General features: G+C 63.9%; 15 protein-coding genes and 1 other RNA gene. 11 read left to right on the top strand and 5 right to left on the bottom strand.

Annotated features, from left to right (window positions below):
- Positions 1-6: 6 nt before the first annotated feature.
- Both QSV36_RS05865 and QSV36_RS05860 read left to right on the top strand, forming a co-directional pair.
- Positions 7-630, top strand: coding sequence for a glutathione S-transferase N-terminal domain-containing protein (locus QSV36_RS05865; RefSeq protein WP_063913318.1), 624 nt, complete (start codon positions 7-9; stop codon positions 628-630).
- A gap of 10 nt (positions 631-640) precedes the next feature.
- Positions 641-1,069, top strand: coding sequence for a ClpXP protease specificity-enhancing factor (locus QSV36_RS05860; protein ID WP_289130752.1), 429 nt, complete (start codon positions 641-643; stop codon positions 1,067-1,069).
- Between the two features lie 50 nt (positions 1,070-1,119).
- On the opposite strand, the gene QSV36_RS05855 is transcribed toward QSV36_RS05860, so the two are convergent.
- The 5 genes from QSV36_RS05855 to QSV36_RS05835 form a co-directional block, all read right to left on the bottom strand.
- Positions 1,120-1,338, bottom strand: a complete 219-nt coding sequence (locus tag QSV36_RS05855) for a YgdI/YgdR family lipoprotein (RefSeq protein WP_289130751.1) — start codon at positions 1,336-1,338, stop codon at positions 1,120-1,122.
- A 97-nt stretch (positions 1,339-1,435) separates the two neighbouring features.
- On the bottom strand, positions 1,436-2,014 hold the full coding sequence (locus QSV36_RS05850) for a BON domain-containing protein (RefSeq protein ID WP_170032432.1): 579 nt from the start codon (positions 2,012-2,014) through the stop codon (positions 1,436-1,438).
- Positions 2,011-2,604 (bottom strand): phosphoheptose isomerase, encoded by a 594-nt coding sequence (locus QSV36_RS05845; protein WP_012274070.1) that lies wholly within the window; start codon positions 2,602-2,604, stop codon positions 2,011-2,013. The genes QSV36_RS05850 and QSV36_RS05845 overlap by 4 nt, the downstream gene beginning before the upstream one ends.
- An 86-nt stretch (positions 2,605-2,690) precedes the next feature.
- Complete coding sequence (locus QSV36_RS05840; RefSeq protein ID WP_289130748.1) at positions 2,691-3,062, bottom strand: YraN family protein; 372 nt, start codon at positions 3,060-3,062, stop codon at positions 2,691-2,693.
- A complete protein-coding gene (locus QSV36_RS05835; RefSeq protein WP_289130747.1) occupies positions 3,062-4,879 on the bottom strand; it encodes a penicillin-binding protein activator in 1,818 nt (605 codons plus the stop codon). The genes QSV36_RS05840 and QSV36_RS05835 overlap by 1 nt, the downstream gene beginning before the upstream one ends.
- Before the next feature lie 186 nt (positions 4,880-5,065).
- Between QSV36_RS05835 and rsmI the strand changes: the two genes are divergently transcribed.
- From rsmI to mraY, 9 genes are all read left to right on the top strand, one after another.
- A complete protein-coding gene (rsmI, locus tag QSV36_RS05830) occupies positions 5,066-5,941 on the top strand; it encodes a 16S rRNA (cytidine(1402)-2'-O)-methyltransferase (RefSeq protein ID WP_289130745.1) in 876 nt (291 codons plus the stop codon).
- Between the two features lie 67 nt (positions 5,942-6,008).
- Positions 6,009-6,368, top strand: an RNA gene (gene rnpB, locus QSV36_RS05825) — RNase P RNA component class A.
- Positions 6,369-6,675: 307 nt separating this feature from the next.
- Positions 6,676-7,131, top strand: coding sequence for a division/cell wall cluster transcriptional repressor MraZ (mraZ, locus tag QSV36_RS05820; RefSeq protein WP_004575120.1), 456 nt, complete (start codon positions 6,676-6,678; stop codon positions 7,129-7,131).
- Positions 7,128-8,075, top strand: coding sequence for a 16S rRNA (cytosine(1402)-N(4))-methyltransferase RsmH (gene rsmH, locus QSV36_RS05815; RefSeq protein WP_502945635.1), 948 nt, complete (start codon positions 7,128-7,130; stop codon positions 8,073-8,075). The genes mraZ and rsmH overlap by 4 nt, the downstream gene beginning before the upstream one ends.
- The gene (ftsL, locus tag QSV36_RS05810; protein ID WP_056801817.1) at positions 8,072-8,365 is read left to right on the top strand and encodes a cell division protein FtsL; all 294 of its coding nucleotides are present in this window, start codon (positions 8,072-8,074) and stop codon (positions 8,363-8,365) included. The genes rsmH and ftsL overlap by 4 nt, the downstream gene beginning before the upstream one ends.
- The gene (locus tag QSV36_RS05805) at positions 8,365-10,107 is read left to right on the top strand and encodes a peptidoglycan D,D-transpeptidase FtsI family protein (protein WP_289130905.1); all 1,743 of its coding nucleotides are present in this window, start codon (positions 8,365-8,367) and stop codon (positions 10,105-10,107) included. Before ftsL ends, QSV36_RS05805 begins: the two co-directional genes overlap by 1 nt.
- A complete protein-coding gene (locus tag QSV36_RS05800; RefSeq protein ID WP_289130738.1) occupies positions 10,104-11,594 on the top strand; it encodes a UDP-N-acetylmuramoyl-L-alanyl-D-glutamate--2,6-diaminopimelate ligase in 1,491 nt (496 codons plus the stop codon). The genes QSV36_RS05805 and QSV36_RS05800 overlap by 4 nt, the downstream gene beginning before the upstream one ends.
- Positions 11,587-12,954: a UDP-N-acetylmuramoyl-tripeptide--D-alanyl-D-alanine ligase gene (locus QSV36_RS05795; protein ID WP_289130736.1), complete on the top strand. Its 1,368-nt coding sequence runs from the start codon at positions 11,587-11,589 to the stop codon at positions 12,952-12,954. Before QSV36_RS05800 ends, QSV36_RS05795 begins: the two co-directional genes overlap by 8 nt.
- Positions 12,954-14,036 (top strand): phospho-N-acetylmuramoyl-pentapeptide-transferase, encoded by a 1,083-nt coding sequence (mraY, locus tag QSV36_RS05790; RefSeq protein WP_015271711.1) that lies wholly within the window; start codon positions 12,954-12,956, stop codon positions 14,034-14,036. The genes QSV36_RS05795 and mraY overlap by 1 nt, the downstream gene beginning before the upstream one ends.

The raw sequence follows: 14,036 nt of genomic DNA, 5'->3' as shown, positions 1-14,036 counted from the left end.
CGCTACATGGGCGCAACCAACAGGTTAGCCTGCTATTCCGACCCCGCTGATCACTATTCTCATCGGGTACGCCTGGTGCTGGCCGAGAAGGGTATCAGCGTGCAGGTCATCGATGTCGACCCTGGCCGCCTGCCGCCCAAGCTGGTCGAGGTGAACCCTTACGGGAGCGTGCCGACCCTGGTCGATCGTGACCTGGCGTTGTATGAATCCACCGTGGTGATGGAATACCTCGAGGAGCGCTACCCGCATCCGCCGCTGATGCCGGTATACCCGGTGGCGCGCGGCAACAGTCGTTTGCTGATGCACCGCATCCAGCGCGACTGGTGTGCCCTGGCCGATACCGTGCTCGATCCGCGCAGCAGCGAGGCTGCCCGTGCCGAGGCGCGCAAGGCCCTGCGCGAAAGCCTGACCGGGGTCTCGCCGTTATTCGGCGAGTTCGCCTGCTTCATGAGCGAGGAGCAAAGCCTGGTCGATTGTTGTCTACTGCCCATACTCTGGCGTTTGCCGGTTTTGGGTATCGAGTTGCCGCGGCAAGCCAAGCCGTTGCTGGATTACATGGAGCGGCAGTTCGCCCGCGAGCCTTTCCAGGCGAGCCTGTCCTCCGTAGAACGTGAAATGCGCAAGCTTTAAGGAGCCGTTGATGAACTCCAGTCGCCCCTATCTGGTTCGAGCACTGTACGAGTGGATCGTCGACAACGATTGCACCCCCCATATGCTGGTAAATGCCGAGTACCCAAAGGTCCAGGTGCCAGACGGTTTCGCCAGTGATGGCCAGATTGTCCTGAATATCTCACCGAACGCCGTGCGCAACCTGCACATGGACAATGACGCTGTCAGCTTCGAAGGCCGTTTCAGTGGCGTGTCCCATTCGCTGTTCGTGCCGTCTGGCGCCATCTTGGGCATCTATGCCCGGGAGAATGGCCAAGGCATGGTCTTCGAGCTGGAGCCGTCGCAGGATGACATGCTCGACGACGATGATGACGTGCAGCCGGATGATGACGGCCCACCGGAGGGGGGTGGGCAGCCACCGCGCCCGAGTGGCCGGCCAAGCCTCAAAGTGGTCAAGTAATGAAAAAAGGCGACCTGTCCAGGTCGCCTTTTTTTGCCGCCAGTATCGGATTACAGGTCGCTGATGGTGCGAATCTGGTCCTTGTTGATGCGGGTGCGTTTGCCGTCGAGTTGCTGGAACTCGTAGAAACCGGTATCGGCGTCGTACTCCGGTACGTCGACCGTCTGGATCTCACGGCCGTCGTTGAGGGTGATCTGGCTAGGGGTCGAGCAGCCGGCCAGGGTGGCGAAGGTGCCGATCAGCAAGGCAGGCAGCAGAAGCTTTTTCATGCGGTGTTTCCTGGATATCTGAAAGGGGTGGAGCATGGTTGCCTGCCATGGCCCAATCGCCGGCGTGCCAACGAACAGGGGCATGGCAGGCAATGAATCAGTCGATGTACTCGAACAGCTTGACGATCTTCTGCACGCCCGACACGCCCTGCACCACGGCGGTGGCCGAGTTGGCCTCCTGCTGGGTGACCAGGCCGAGCAGGTAGACGATACCGTTTTCGGTAATGACCTTGATGCGCGAGCTGGGCACGGCATTGTCGGTCAGCATCTGGGCCTTGATCTTGGTAGTCAGCCAGGCGTCATTGTTGCGCGCCAGGATGGAGGAGGGCTGCATCACCTGCAGCTCGTTGTGCACTTTCTTCACCCGCTGCACCTGGCTGGCGGTTTGCTCGGCGAGGCTCTTGAGGTCGGCGCGCGGGGTCTGGCCTGCCAACAGGACGATGCCGTTGTAGCTGGTGACGACGATGTGCGAGCCCTTGTCCAGGTCAGGACTGGCCTTGGCGATGTTGACCGCGGCCTTGGTTTCGATCAGCGAATCGTCGATCTTGCTGCCGATGGTGCGCGTGCCGCGGTCGTCTTCGATCGGCGAATTGCGGGTAGAGGTCAGTACCGAGCTGCAACCGGTAATGCTCAGGCACAGGGTCAGGGCCATCAGGCCGAGGCGCATAGGGGTCATTCTTCACTCCCGAACAGTTGGCTGTCGATCAGGTCGCACAGGCAGTGGATCGCCAGCAGGTGGACTTCCTGGATACGCGCGGTAACCGTCGAAGGTACGCGGATCTCCACGTCTTCAGGCAGCAGCAGTGAAGCCATGCCGCCGCCGTCGCGGCCAGTCAAAGCTACGACAATCATTTCGCGGTCATGTGCGGCCTGGATCGCCTGGATCACGTTTGCCGAGTTGCCGCTGGTAGAGATTGCCAGCAGAACGTCGCCGGGCTGGCCCAGGGCGCGGATCTGCTTGGAAAAGACCTCGTTATAGCTGTAGTCGTTGGCAATCGAGGTCAGGGTCGAGCTGTCGGTAGTCAGCGCGATAGCCGGCAGGCTCGGGCGCTCGCGCTCGAAACGGTTGAGCAGCTCCGAGGAAAAGTGCTGGGCATCACCGGCCGAGCCGCCGTTCCCGCAAGCGAGCATCTTGCCCTCGTTGAGCAGCGCGTTGACCATGACCAGGCTGGCCTGCTCGATGTGCGGTGCCAGGATGTCCATTGCCTGTTGCTTGGTATCGATGCTGGCCTGGAACAGCCGGCGAATTCGGGATTGCATGTCCATCTGGTGACCTTAAGTAGGGCGGTGGCCGGCGCGACGCGCAACAAGGACCAGCCCGCGAAACATAGAGCAAAAAAATCGAAGTGGGTTCAGCATTCGAAGGCGTTTTTCAGCCATTGCAGCGGCGTGCCTGCGTGGTGGCTACCCTGCAGGGCGACTACATCGAAGCGGCAGGGCTGGTTGCCCCAGTGGGCCTCCTGCTGCAGGAACAGGCTGGCGGCGAGCACCAACCGTTTCTGCTTGCGCCCGTCGATACTGCCGAGGGCGCCACCGAAGCCCGCGTGCAACCGGTAGCGGACTTCGACGAATACTACTGTATCGGCGTCGAGCATGACCAGATCAAGCTCACCGCCTTTGCATCGCCAGTTGCGCGCCAGCAGTTGCAGACCCTGTCCTTGAAGGTATTCAAGGGCCTGGGTTTCTGCGGCCTGGCCGGCACGGGTGGGCGACGCAGCGGCCATCAGCGCGGGGTGTCAGGCAGGCGCTTGACCTGGCCACTGGCGAACTCGGCCCAGGGCAACTGGCGCTCGACCCGCTGGCTGGCGTTGATGCTCAGGCTGCCCGAAAGGCCCATTACCCGGTTGTCCGGCAGCGCTTTCAGCTGGCCCAGGCGCGGCGCCAGGCTATAGGCATCGACGCCCATGGCATACAGGCGACCCAGGCTGCCGGCAGCTTGTGGCCATTGCTGTACCACCTGCTGGCGCAGGCTGTTGCTGGTGTCCAGCAGCCACGGCGTTTCGCAGAAGCGGATGCCGTTCATGTCGTTGTACTGGTTGACGTCGCCGCTGGCGCTGTACAGGTTCGAGGTGGCGTAGACCGGCACGTCACCGGCGTACTGGAAGTTCAGCGTCGGCTTGATCTGCTGCGCCTGTTGCGGGGTCGAGGCGAGGAAGATGAAGTCGATGTCCTGGCGGCGCGACGGCTGTGCGGCAATGCTGCCACCGACCGTGCTCTGCAGGCTCTTGGCGCGGCCTTCGCTCTGGCGCAGCTGGAACAGGTCGGCAATCTGCTGGGCCAATGCGACTGGCTGGGCAATGCGCTCGGCAGCAAGCAGGGTGCCGCCATTGCCTTCCCACTCCTGGCGGAAGGCGGCCAGGACGCGGTCACCCCATTCGCCACTCGGCACCAGGGCCACGGCGCGCTGCATGCCATCGGCACGGGCGCGGCGCGCCACTTCACGGGCTTCGTCCTCGGCAGCCAGGCCGAACTGGAACAGCTGCGGTGGCGCCTTTTGCCCGGCGTCGGCGTAGTTCAGCGCCAGGGTGGTGATCGGCAGTTGCGGTTTGCTGGCCAGTTGCTTGACCAGTGGCTTTTCCAGCGGGCCGATGACCAGTTGCACGCCAGCGGCCTGGGCCTGGCGGTAGAAATCGTCGAGCGAGCCGATGCGCGAGCTGTCGAACACCTGCACCGCCGGGGCCGGCTGGCCGGCTTGCTGGGCCTGGAAGTGCGCTGCCATGAAACCGTCACGCAGGGCGCGGGCGACACCGGCCAGCGGGCCGTCCTGGGGCAGCAGCAGGGCGATCTTGGTCAGCGGCTGGCTGGCCAGCTCCTTGAGCTTGGTCAGCGCCAGTGGCAGTTGTTGCGCGGCTGGGTGGCCGGGGTGCTGCTTGACCCAGGCGTCGATAGCGGCCTGTTGCTGCTCCAGGGTGCCGGCGCTTTTCACCGCCAAGGCCAGGCTGGCCCAGCCGGCCAGGGTCTGGTCATTAGCTGGCTGCTGCAGTTGCTCTGCCGGCAGCGAGGCGACCAGGGCCCAGATGGCGTCGTGGTTGGCGCTGGCAGCCTGGCCGCTGAGCAGTGGTGCCAGCAGCACACGCTGCTGCGCGGCGGCCAGGGCCTGGCCATCGGCTTCGAGGGCGGCGGCGTGCACGCTGTAGGTGCGCACTTGCTGTTCTTCCGGCAGCTCGGCGACGCGCTGCAGGCTGGGGTGGGCCAGGGCTGCCAGGGCGGCCTTGGGCTGGTTGCGGCTCATGGCCAGCTCGGCGCCGAGGGTGCTGGCAAACACCTGCTGGGCCGGCTTGAGCGTGTCCAGCGGCACCTGCTCGAGGATGCGTGCGGCGCGCGGGAAGTCCTTCTGCTTGTAGGCCAGGTCCGCCGCGCTCAGGCGCAGCAGGGCTGCGTCTTCCGCGGACTTGCTGGAAGCGGCCTTCTCGAGCAGTTGCTCGATGCTGGCGTCCGGGGTGCGCGGCAGTTCGCCCAGGCTGGATGAGGGCGAGCTGGCGCAGGCTGCCAGCAGGGCAGCAAGGCAGAGGGCTGTGAACAGCCGCAGGCAAGCGATCATGTAAAGGTCCTGTTACTCGATCAAGGTGGCCGGCAATTGTACCCAAGCGTTGGCCGGGGCGCGATGTTGCTGTGTCGATCCTTCACTATAGGCGCCCAGCCACCGCTCGCCGGCGAAGTTCTTTGCGCCCTGTTGCAGGCGCTCGGGCTACAATGGCGGCTTTGATCCGAACGACAGGTGTACGCAGTGACTGATGTGGCAGGGGCTTCGAAATCCACCGTGGGGACGCTGTATGTGGTCGCAACCCCCATCGGCAACCTCGACGACATGAGCGCCCGGGCGCTGAAAGTGCTGGCAGACGTGGCCCTGATCGCGGCCGAAGATACCCGTCATTCGATTCGCCTGCTGCAGCACTTCGGCATCGACACGCCGCTGGCCGCCTGTCATGAACACAACGAGCGCGACGAGGGCGGGCGTTTTCTCGCCAAGCTGCTGGCCGGCGAGAATGTGGCGCTGGTTTCCGATGCGGGCACGCCGCTGATTTCCGACCCCGGCTACCACCTGGTGCGCCAGGCGCGCGCGGCGGGGGTGAATGTGGTGCCGGTACCGGGCGCCTGCGCGCTGATCGCCGCCTTGTCGGCCGCCGGCCTGCCGTCGGACCGCTTCATCTTCGAAGGCTTCCTGCCGGCCAAGGCGGCGGGGCGCCGGGCGCGCCTGGAGCAGGTAAAGGAAGAACCGCGCACGCTGATCTTCTATGAGGCCCCGCACCGCATCCTGGAATGCCTCGAGGACATGGAGGCGGTATTCGGTGGTGAGCGCCCGGCGTTGCTGGCGCGCGAGCTGACCAAGACCTTCGAGACGCTCAAAGGCTTGCCCCTGGCCGAACTGCGCGCGTTCGTGGCCGGCGACAGCAACCAGCAGCGCGGCGAGTGCGTGGTGCTGGTCGGTGGCTGGAGTGCGCCGGAGGGTGAGCAGGCGATCAGTAGCGAGGCGCAGCGCGTGCTTGGGCTGCTGCTGGCCGAGTTGCCGCTCAAGCGGGCGGCAGCGCTGGCTGCGGAAATTACCGGGGTGCGCAAGAACCTGTTGTACCAATTTGCCCTGGAAAAGCAGAAGGCTGAGTAGTGGCACGTTGATATAGCTGCCGGTATTGCTTGTTCTTGGGCGCGCGTGCCGTTAATCTTGACGGCGGAGAGTCGATCGGACAGTCGCTGCCTGTTTTTGTTCCGCAAGAACGGGGGGAGGAAAGTCCGGGCTCCATAGGGCAGAGTGCCAGGTAACGCCTGGGAGGCGCGAGCCTACGGAAAGTGCCACAGAAAATAACCGCCTAAGCACTTCGGTGCCGGTAAGGGTGAAAAGGTGCGGTAAGAGCGCACCGCACGGCTGGCAACAGTACGTGGCTAGGTAAACCCCACTCGGAGCAAGACCAAATAGGGTTCCATCAGGCGTGGCCCGCGTCGGAACCGGGTAGGTTGCTAGAGGCGTCCAGCGATGGCCGTCGTAGAGGAATGACTGTCCTCGACAAAACCCGGCTTACAGATCGACTCTCCACCTTCCTTCCCTGCTTGATTCGATAGCAGATGCTCGCTGGTAATACCGAAAAGATCTTACTCTTCATAAATCACTTTAACTTCGAACTCCATCGGCTTGTGCGGGTTTGATTTTTCTTATGTTTTTTTCTCCTCGGCAGTCCTTCCCCCTTCCTTTAATGCGCTAAATCTCGGTCCTGTAAGGCTTTTCCTTCCGAACGTGCCTTGACGGTGCTGCGGGCGGATTCCTATAGTGTGCGCAAGTGGCAGAAAGTGGGATGAAGTGGGTTTTCTGGCACAAAAAAGATAACATTGTGGGGAATCGCAGCCGTGTTCCGCGGAGCCAACGCCGTCAGCCTCGATGCCAAGGGACGTCTCGCCATGCCGAGCCGGTACCGTGACGAGCTCGATTCGCGTTGCAATGGTCAGCTGATCGTGACCATCGACGCCGTTGACCCCTGCTTGTGTGTTTATCCCCTCGATGAGTGGGAACAGATAGAAGCCAAGTTGCGTGCCTTGCCATCGTTGCGTGAGGAAAACCGCCGCCTGCAGCGTTTGCTGATCGGTAACGCGGTTGACCTGGAGCTCGATGGCAGCGGGCGTTTCCTGGTGCCGCCCCGTTTGCGTGAGTACGCCAAGCTCGACAAGAAGGCGATGCTGGTGGGGCAACTGAACAAATTCCAGCTGTGGGATGAAGATGCCTGGAACGCGGTTTCGGCAGCCGACCTCGCAGCTATTCAACAACCGGGCGCCATGCCCGACGAATTGCGTGACCTGATCCTGTGACCATAGATAGCGGCTTCAACCACATTACCGTCCTGCTCGACGAGGCTGTCGAGGCATTGGCCCTGCGCGCCGACGGTTGCTATCTGGACGGCACCTTCGGCCGTGGCGGACACAGCCGGCTGATTCTCAGCAAGCTCGGGCCGCAAGGGCGGCTGCTGGGGTTCGACAAGGATCCACAGGCGATTGCCACCGGGCAAGCGCTGGCGGCCGAAGACGGCCGCTTTGTCATTGTGCAGCGCAGCTTTGCCGAGCTGGGCGCGGAAGTGGCCGAGCGCGGCCTGCATGGCAAGGTCAGCGGCGTGTTGCTGGACCTGGGCGTGTCCTCGCCGCAGCTGGATGACCCCGAGCGGGGCTTCAGCTTCCTCAATGATGGCCCGCTGGACATGCGCATGAACCCGGACCAGGGCATCAGCGCCGCCGAGTTCATCGCCACCGCACCTGAAGAAGAAATTGCCCGGGTATTCAAGGAATACGGCGAAGAGCGTTTCGCCAAGCGCATGGCCCGCGCCGTGGTGCAGCGCCGCGAACAGCAGCCGTTTACCCGCACCGGCGATCTTGCCGAAGTGCTGAAAGTTGCCAACCCGGCCTGGGAGAAGGGCAAGAACCCGGCGACTCGTGCGTTCCAGGGGCTGCGCATTCACGTCAATAACGAACTTGGTGACCTCGAGGCGGGTCTGGAAGCCGCGATCGATGCGCTGGAAGTGGGTGGCCGCCTGGCGGTGATCAGCTTCCATTCGCTGGAAGACCGCATCGTCAAGCTGTTCATGCGCAAGCTGGCCAAGGGCGAGGCTGACAACCTGCCGCGCAACCTGCCGGTACAGCACAAGGTCTTCGAACCGAAAATCCGGCTTATCGGCAAGGCGCAGTTCGCCTCCGACGCCGAGCTCAAGGCCAACCCGCGGGCGCGCAGCGCCGTCATGCGAGTGGCGGAGAAGCTGCGGTGAGCAGGTTGTTTGCCAAGCCCTTGCCAGGCGGAAGCTTCCTGATGCTTCTGCTGTTCGTTGCCGTGCTGGTTTCGGCCATCGCCGTGTCCTACAGCGCGCACTGGAACCGTCAGTTGCTCAATACCCTGTACGGCGAGCTGAACGAGCGCGACAAGGCGCAGGCCGAGTGGGGCCGGCTGATCCTCGAGCAAAGCACCTGGACGGCTGCCAGTCGTATCGAAAGCCTGGCTTCCGAGCAGCTGAAGATGCGCGTGCCCTCCGCTGACGAAGTACGGATGGTGGCGCCATGATGAAGCTCGAAGGGGCACTGTACCCGTGGCGCTTCCGCGTGGTGATCGGCTTGCTGGCAATCATGGTCGGTGCCATCTGCTGGCGCATCATCGACCTGCAGGTGGTCGACCGTGACTTCCTCAAGGGCCAGGGCGATGCACGCAGCCTGCGTCATATTCCCATCCCGGCACACCGCGGCCTGATCACCGACCGTAACGGCGAGCCACTGGCGGTCAGTACTCCGGTAACCACCCTGTGGGCCAACCCCAAGGAAATGCAGGCCTCCAAGGATCGCTGGCCACAGCTGGCCGCTGCATTGGGCCAGAACCCGCAACAGCTGACCGAGCGCCTGACCCAGCAGGCCAGCAAAGAGTTCATCTACCTGGTCCGCGGCCTGACTCCGGAACAGGGCCAGCACGTGCTCGACCTGAAAGTACCGGGCGTGTACGGCCTGGAAGAATTCCGCCGCTTCTATCCGGCCGGTGATGTCACAGCGCATATGGTCGGCTTCACCGACCTCGACGACCACGGTCGTGAAGGGGTGGAGCTGGCCTATGACGAGTGGCTGGCCGGAGTGCCCGGCAAACGGCAGGTGATCAAGGACCGGCGCGGCCGGCTGATCAAGGACATCCAGGTAACCAAGAACGCCAAGGCCGGAAAGACCTTGGCGTTGTCGATAGACCTGCGCCTGCAGTACCTGGCTACCCGTGAATTGCGAAATGCCATTGCCGAGCAGGACGCCAAGGCCGGCAGCCTGGTGATCATGGACGTCAAGACCGGCGAGGTCCTGGCGATGGTCAACCAGCCGACCTACAACCCCAACAACCGCCGCAGCATGTTCCCGGCCGCCATGCGTAACCGGGCGATCATCGACGTGTTCGAGCCGGGCTCCACGGTCAAGCCGATTTCCATGAGCGCGGCGCTGGAAAGCGGCCGCTGGAAACCGACCGACAAGGTCGAGGTGTACCCGGGCAGCCTGCAGATCGGCCGCTACACCATCAAGGACGTGTCCAAGAGCGAGGGCCCGATCCTCGACCTGACCGGCATCCTGATCAACTCCAGTAACGTCGGCATGAGCAAGATCGCCTTCGACATCGGTGGCGAGGCCATCTACCGGGTCATGTCCCAGGTCGGCCTGGGCCAGTACACCGGCCTTGGCTTCCCTGGCGAACGCGTCGGCAACCTGCCCAACCACCGCGAATGGCGCAAGGCCGAGACCGCGACCCTGTCCTATGGCTATGGCGTGTCGGTAACCGCCCTGCAACTGGTGCATGCCTACGCGGCGCTGGCCAACGACGGCAAGATGGTGCCGCTGTCGATCCTCAAGGTCGACAAGGCACCGGAAGCGGTGCAGGCCATTCCGAAGGAAACCGCCGAAACCATCCAGGGCATGCTGCAGCAGGTGATCGAAGCGCCGCGCGGCGTGTTCCGCGCCCAGGTGCCGTTCTACCACGTGGCCGGCAAGTCCGGTACCGCGCGCAAGGCGACCGTGGGTTCCAAGGGTTACACCGAGAACGCCTACCGCTCGCTGTTCGCCGGCTTCGGGCCGATGAGCGATCCGCGCTACGCGATCGTCGTGGTCATCGATGAGCCGGGCAAGGGCGGCTACTTCGGTGGCCTGGTTTCGGCGCCGGTGTTCAGCAAGGTCATGTCCGGCACCCTGCGCCTGATGAACGTGCCGCCGGACAACCTGCCGCCACCAGCCCCCGTCGAACAACCGCAAGTCACTGCCGCAGCAGCCGCCAAGGGAGGGCGTGGATGATGACAATGCCATTGAGCAAGCTTTTCGCCCACGCCAGCCGTGACCCGCTGATCCGTGAACTGACCCTGGACAGCCGCAACGTGCGCCCGGGTGACCTGTTCCTGGCTGTGCCGGGGGCCAAGGTTGATGGCCGCGAGCATATCGCCGATGCCCTGGCCCGTGGCGCTGCCGCCGTGGCCTACGAAGAGCAGGGCGCCAACGTGCTGCCGCTGACCGAGGTGCCGCTGATCCCGGTCAAAGGCCTGATCGCCCAGCTTTCGGATATCGCCGGTCGCTTCTATGGCGAACCGAGCCGCCAGCTGGACCTGGTGGGCGTGACCGGCACCAACGGCAAGACCAGCGTCACCCAGCTGGTGGCCCAGGCCCTTGACCTGCTCGGCCAGCGATGCGGCCTGATCGGCACCCTGGGTAGCGGCTTCTACGGTGAATTGCAGAGCGGTCGTCTGACCACGCCGGACCCGATCGCCGTGCAGTCGACGCTCAACGACCTGAAAAAGGCTGGCGCCAAGGCCGTGGCCATGGAAGTGTCTTCCCACGCCCTGGAGCAGGGCCGTGTCGCCGCGCTGGAGTTCGACATCGCGGTGATGACCAACCTGTCCCGCGACCACCTCGATTACCACGGCAGCATGGAAGCCTACGAGGCCGCCAAGGCCAAATTGTTCGCCTGGCCAAACCTGCGCTGCCAGGTGGTCAACCTGGACGACGCCTTCGGTCGCCGGCTGGCCGACGACTTTGCCCGGCGGCCGAGTTTCGACCATATCGAGACCCGCTTACTCAGTTACAGCCTGGAAAACCCGGGCGCCTCGCTGTTCTGCCGGGAAGCGCTGTTCAGTGACGATGGCGTGCGGGCGACCCTGGTTACTGCCCAGGGCGAGCGTACCTTGCGCAGCCAGCTGCTGGGCCGCTTCAACCTCAGCAACATGCTTGCCGCCGTGGCCACCCTGCTGGCGCTGGACTACGCGCTGGACGAAATCCTCGAGGTCACCCCGCAATTGCAAGGGCCGGTAGGCCGCATGCAGCGCCTGGGCGGTGGTGACAAGCCGCTGGTGGTAGTCGACTACGCGCACACGCCGGACGCCCTGGAGAAAGTGCTTGAAGCCCTGCGCCCGCACGCCCACGGCAAGCTGCTGTGCCTGTTCGGCTGCGGTGGTGACCGTGACCGCGGCAAGCGCCCGCTGATGGCCGAAGTGGCCGAGCGCCTGGCCGACCGCGTTCTGGTCACCGATGACAACCCGCGCAGCGAAAACCCGCAGCGCATCTTCGACGACATCCGTCCCGGTTTTGCCAAGCCAGGCGCGGTCGAGTTCATTGCCGGCCGTGGCGAAGCCATCGCGCACCTGATCGCCACGGCGTCGGCCAACGACGTGCTCGTGCTGGCGGGCAAGGGACACGAGGATTACCAGGAGATCAATGGCCAGCGCCATGCGTTCTCCGACCTGATCGAAGCCGAGAAGGCACTTGCAGCCTGGGAGGCGCCACATGCTTAAGCCGATGTCACTCAGCCAGCTGACCACAGCACTGGGTGGTCAGCAGATGGGTACAGACGCGACGTTCACCGGCGTCAGTATCGACAGCCGTAGTGTCAGCGCCGGGCAATTGTTCGTCGCCCTGGCTGGCCCGCGTTTCGATGGCCATGACTACCTGGCCGATGTGAAGGCCAAGGGCGCCGTGGCGGCGTTGGTCGAACGCGAAGTGGGCGATGTCGACCTGCCGCAGCTGCTGGTCGCCGACTGCCGCCTGGCCCTCGGCCAGCTTGGCGCGCTGAACCGTGCAGCCTTCGACAAGCCGGTGGTGGCCATTACCGGCTCCAGCGGCAAGACCACGGTCAAGGAGATGCTGGCCAGCATCCTGCGTACCCGTGGCCTGGTACACGCCACCCGCGGCAACCTCAACAACGACCTCGGCGCGCCGCTGACCCTGCTGGAAATTGCCCCCGAGCACAGCGCCGCAGTGATCGAGCTGGGTGCATCGCGGATTGGCGAGATCCGCTACACCGTCGGCCTGACCCAGCCCCAGGTGGTCATCATCAACAATGCCGGTACCGCCCACGTCGGCGAGTTCGGCGGCCCGGAGAAGATCGTCGAAGCCAAGGGCGAAATCCTCGAAGGCCTCAGCGAGGGCGGCACTGCCATTCTCAACCTCGCGGACAAGGCGTTCGATATCTGGCGCAAGCGCGCCGGCAACCACCGTATTGTCAGCTTTGCCCTGGACAACCCGCAGGCCGACTTCCACGCCAGCGACATCGGTCGTGACGCTCGTGGCTGCCCGTCGTTCACCTTGCACGGGCCTGCCGGCAGCGTGCCGGTGCAGCTGAACCTGCTGGGCACGCACAACGTCAGCAACGCCCTGGCCGCTGCCGCTGCAGCGCATGCCGTTGGTCTGAGCCTGAGCGGTATTGCTGCCGGCCTGGCTGCCGTGCAACCAGTCAAGGGCCGTACCGTAGCGCAGATCGCAGCGAACGGTGTGCGGGTGATCGACGACAGTTACAACGCAAATCCCACCTCCATGTGCGCAGCCATTGATATACTCGCCGGCTTTTCCGGGCGCACCGTTCTGGTGCTTGGAGATATCGGCGAACTGGGGCAATGGGCGGAAGAAGGCCACCGTCAGGTGGGCGCTTACGCGCAAGGCAAGGTCGACGCACTTTATGCAGTGGGGCCCAACATGGCCCATGCAGTGAAAGCGTTCGGCGCCAATGGGCACCATTTCGCTACTCAAGCTGAGCTGATCGGCGCAGTCAGTGCCGAGAATGCCAGCGACACCACTATCTTGATCAAGGGCTCGCGCAGCGCTGCGATGGAAAACGTCGTGGCGGCATTGTGCGGTGCCAGCGGGGAGAAACATTAATGCTGCTGCTGTTGGCCGAGTATCTGCAACAGTTCCACAAGGGCTTCGCGGTCTTCCAGTACCTGTCCCTGCGCGGGATCCTTGGTGTACTGACCGCGTTGTCGCTGGCGCTGTGGCTGGGGCCGTGGATGATCCGTACCCTGCAAATCCGCCAGATCGGCCAGGCCGTACGTAACGACGGCCCGCAATCGCACCTGTCCAAATCCGGCACCCCGACCATGGGTGGCGCGCTGATCCTGTCCGCCATTGCCGTCAGCACCCTGCTGTGGGCCGACCTGACCAACCGTTACGTGTGGGTGGTGCTGATCGTGACCCTGGCCTTCGGTGCCATCGGCTGGGTCGACGACTACCGCAAGGTGATCGAGAAGAATTCGCGCGGCCTGCCAAGCCGCTGGAAGTATTTCTGGCAGTCGGTGTTTGGCCTGGCTGCGGCGGTGTTCCTGTACAAGACCGCGCCGACCAGCGTCGAGACCACGCTGATCCTGCCGTTCATCAAGGATGTCACCATCCCGCTGGGCATTGGCTTCGTCGTGCTGACCTACTTCGTCATCGTCGGCTCGAGTAACGCGGTCAACCTCACCGACGGCCTCGACGGCCTGGCGATCATGCCGACGGTGATGGTCGGCGGCGCCCTGGGCATCTTCTGCTACCTGTCGGGTAACGTGAAGTTCGCCGAATACCTGCTGATTCCCTACGTGCCGGGCTCCGGCGAGCTGATCGTGTTCTGCGGCGCCCTGATCGGTGCCGGCCTGGGCTTTCTGTGGTTCAACACCTACCCGGCCCAGGTGTTCATGGGTGACGTCGGCGCACTGGCGCTGGGCGCCGCGCTGGGCACCATCGCCGTGATCGTCCGCCAGGAGATCGTGCTGTTCATCATGGGCGGCGTGTTCGTCATGGAAACCCTGTCGGTGGTGATCCAGGTCGCCTCCTTCAAGCTGACCGGCAAACGGGTGTTCCGCATGGCACCGATCCACCACCACTTTGAACTCAAAGGCTGGCCGGAGCCACGGGTGATCGTCCGCTTCTGGATCATCACCGTGATCCTGGTGCTGATCGGCCTTGCAACCCTGAAACTGAGGTAG

Origin of the sequence: Pseudomonas sp. BCRC 81390 (genome assembly GCF_030341915.1) — a bacterium.
Taxonomy (GTDB): Bacteria; Pseudomonadota; Gammaproteobacteria; order Pseudomonadales; family Pseudomonadaceae; genus Aquipseudomonas.
The sequence above is the reverse complement of the archived record's forward strand: the minus strand, read 5'-3'. Positions and strand labels throughout refer to the sequence as shown.

Bases quoted from the DNA above. Each gene is read 5' to 3' on its own strand.
- QSV36_RS05865 (WP_063913318.1), top strand. From the start codon at position 7: ATGGGCGCAACCAACAGGTTAGCCTGCTATTCCGACCCCGCTGATCAC.
- QSV36_RS05855 (WP_289130751.1), bottom strand. From the start codon at position 1,338: ATGAAAAAGCTTCTGCTGCCTGCCTTGCTGATCGGCACCTTCGCCACC.
- QSV36_RS05860 (WP_289130752.1), top strand. From the start codon at position 641: ATGAACTCCAGTCGCCCCTATCTGGTTCGAGCACTGTACGAGTGGATC.
- QSV36_RS05840 (WP_289130748.1), bottom strand. From the start codon at position 3,062: ATGGCCGCTGCGTCGCCCACCCGTGCCGGCCAGGCCGCAGAAACCCAG.
- QSV36_RS05850 (WP_170032432.1), bottom strand. From the start codon at position 2,014: ATGACCCCTATGCGCCTCGGCCTGATGGCCCTGACCCTGTGCCTGAGC.
- QSV36_RS05835 (WP_289130747.1), bottom strand. From the start codon at position 4,879: ATGATCGCTTGCCTGCGGCTGTTCACAGCCCTCTGCCTTGCTGCCCTG.
- QSV36_RS05800 (WP_289130738.1), top strand. From the start codon at position 10,104: ATGATGACAATGCCATTGAGCAAGCTTTTCGCCCACGCCAGCCGTGAC.
- QSV36_RS05805 (WP_289130905.1), top strand. From the start codon at position 8,365: ATGAAGCTCGAAGGGGCACTGTACCCGTGGCGCTTCCGCGTGGTGATC.
- QSV36_RS05795 (WP_289130736.1), top strand. From the start codon at position 11,587: ATGCTTAAGCCGATGTCACTCAGCCAGCTGACCACAGCACTGGGTGGT.
- mraY (WP_015271711.1), top strand. From the start codon at position 12,954: ATGCTGCTGCTGTTGGCCGAGTATCTGCAACAGTTCCACAAGGGCTTC.
- QSV36_RS05845 (WP_012274070.1), bottom strand. From the start codon at position 2,604: ATGGACATGCAATCCCGAATTCGCCGGCTGTTCCAGGCCAGCATCGAT.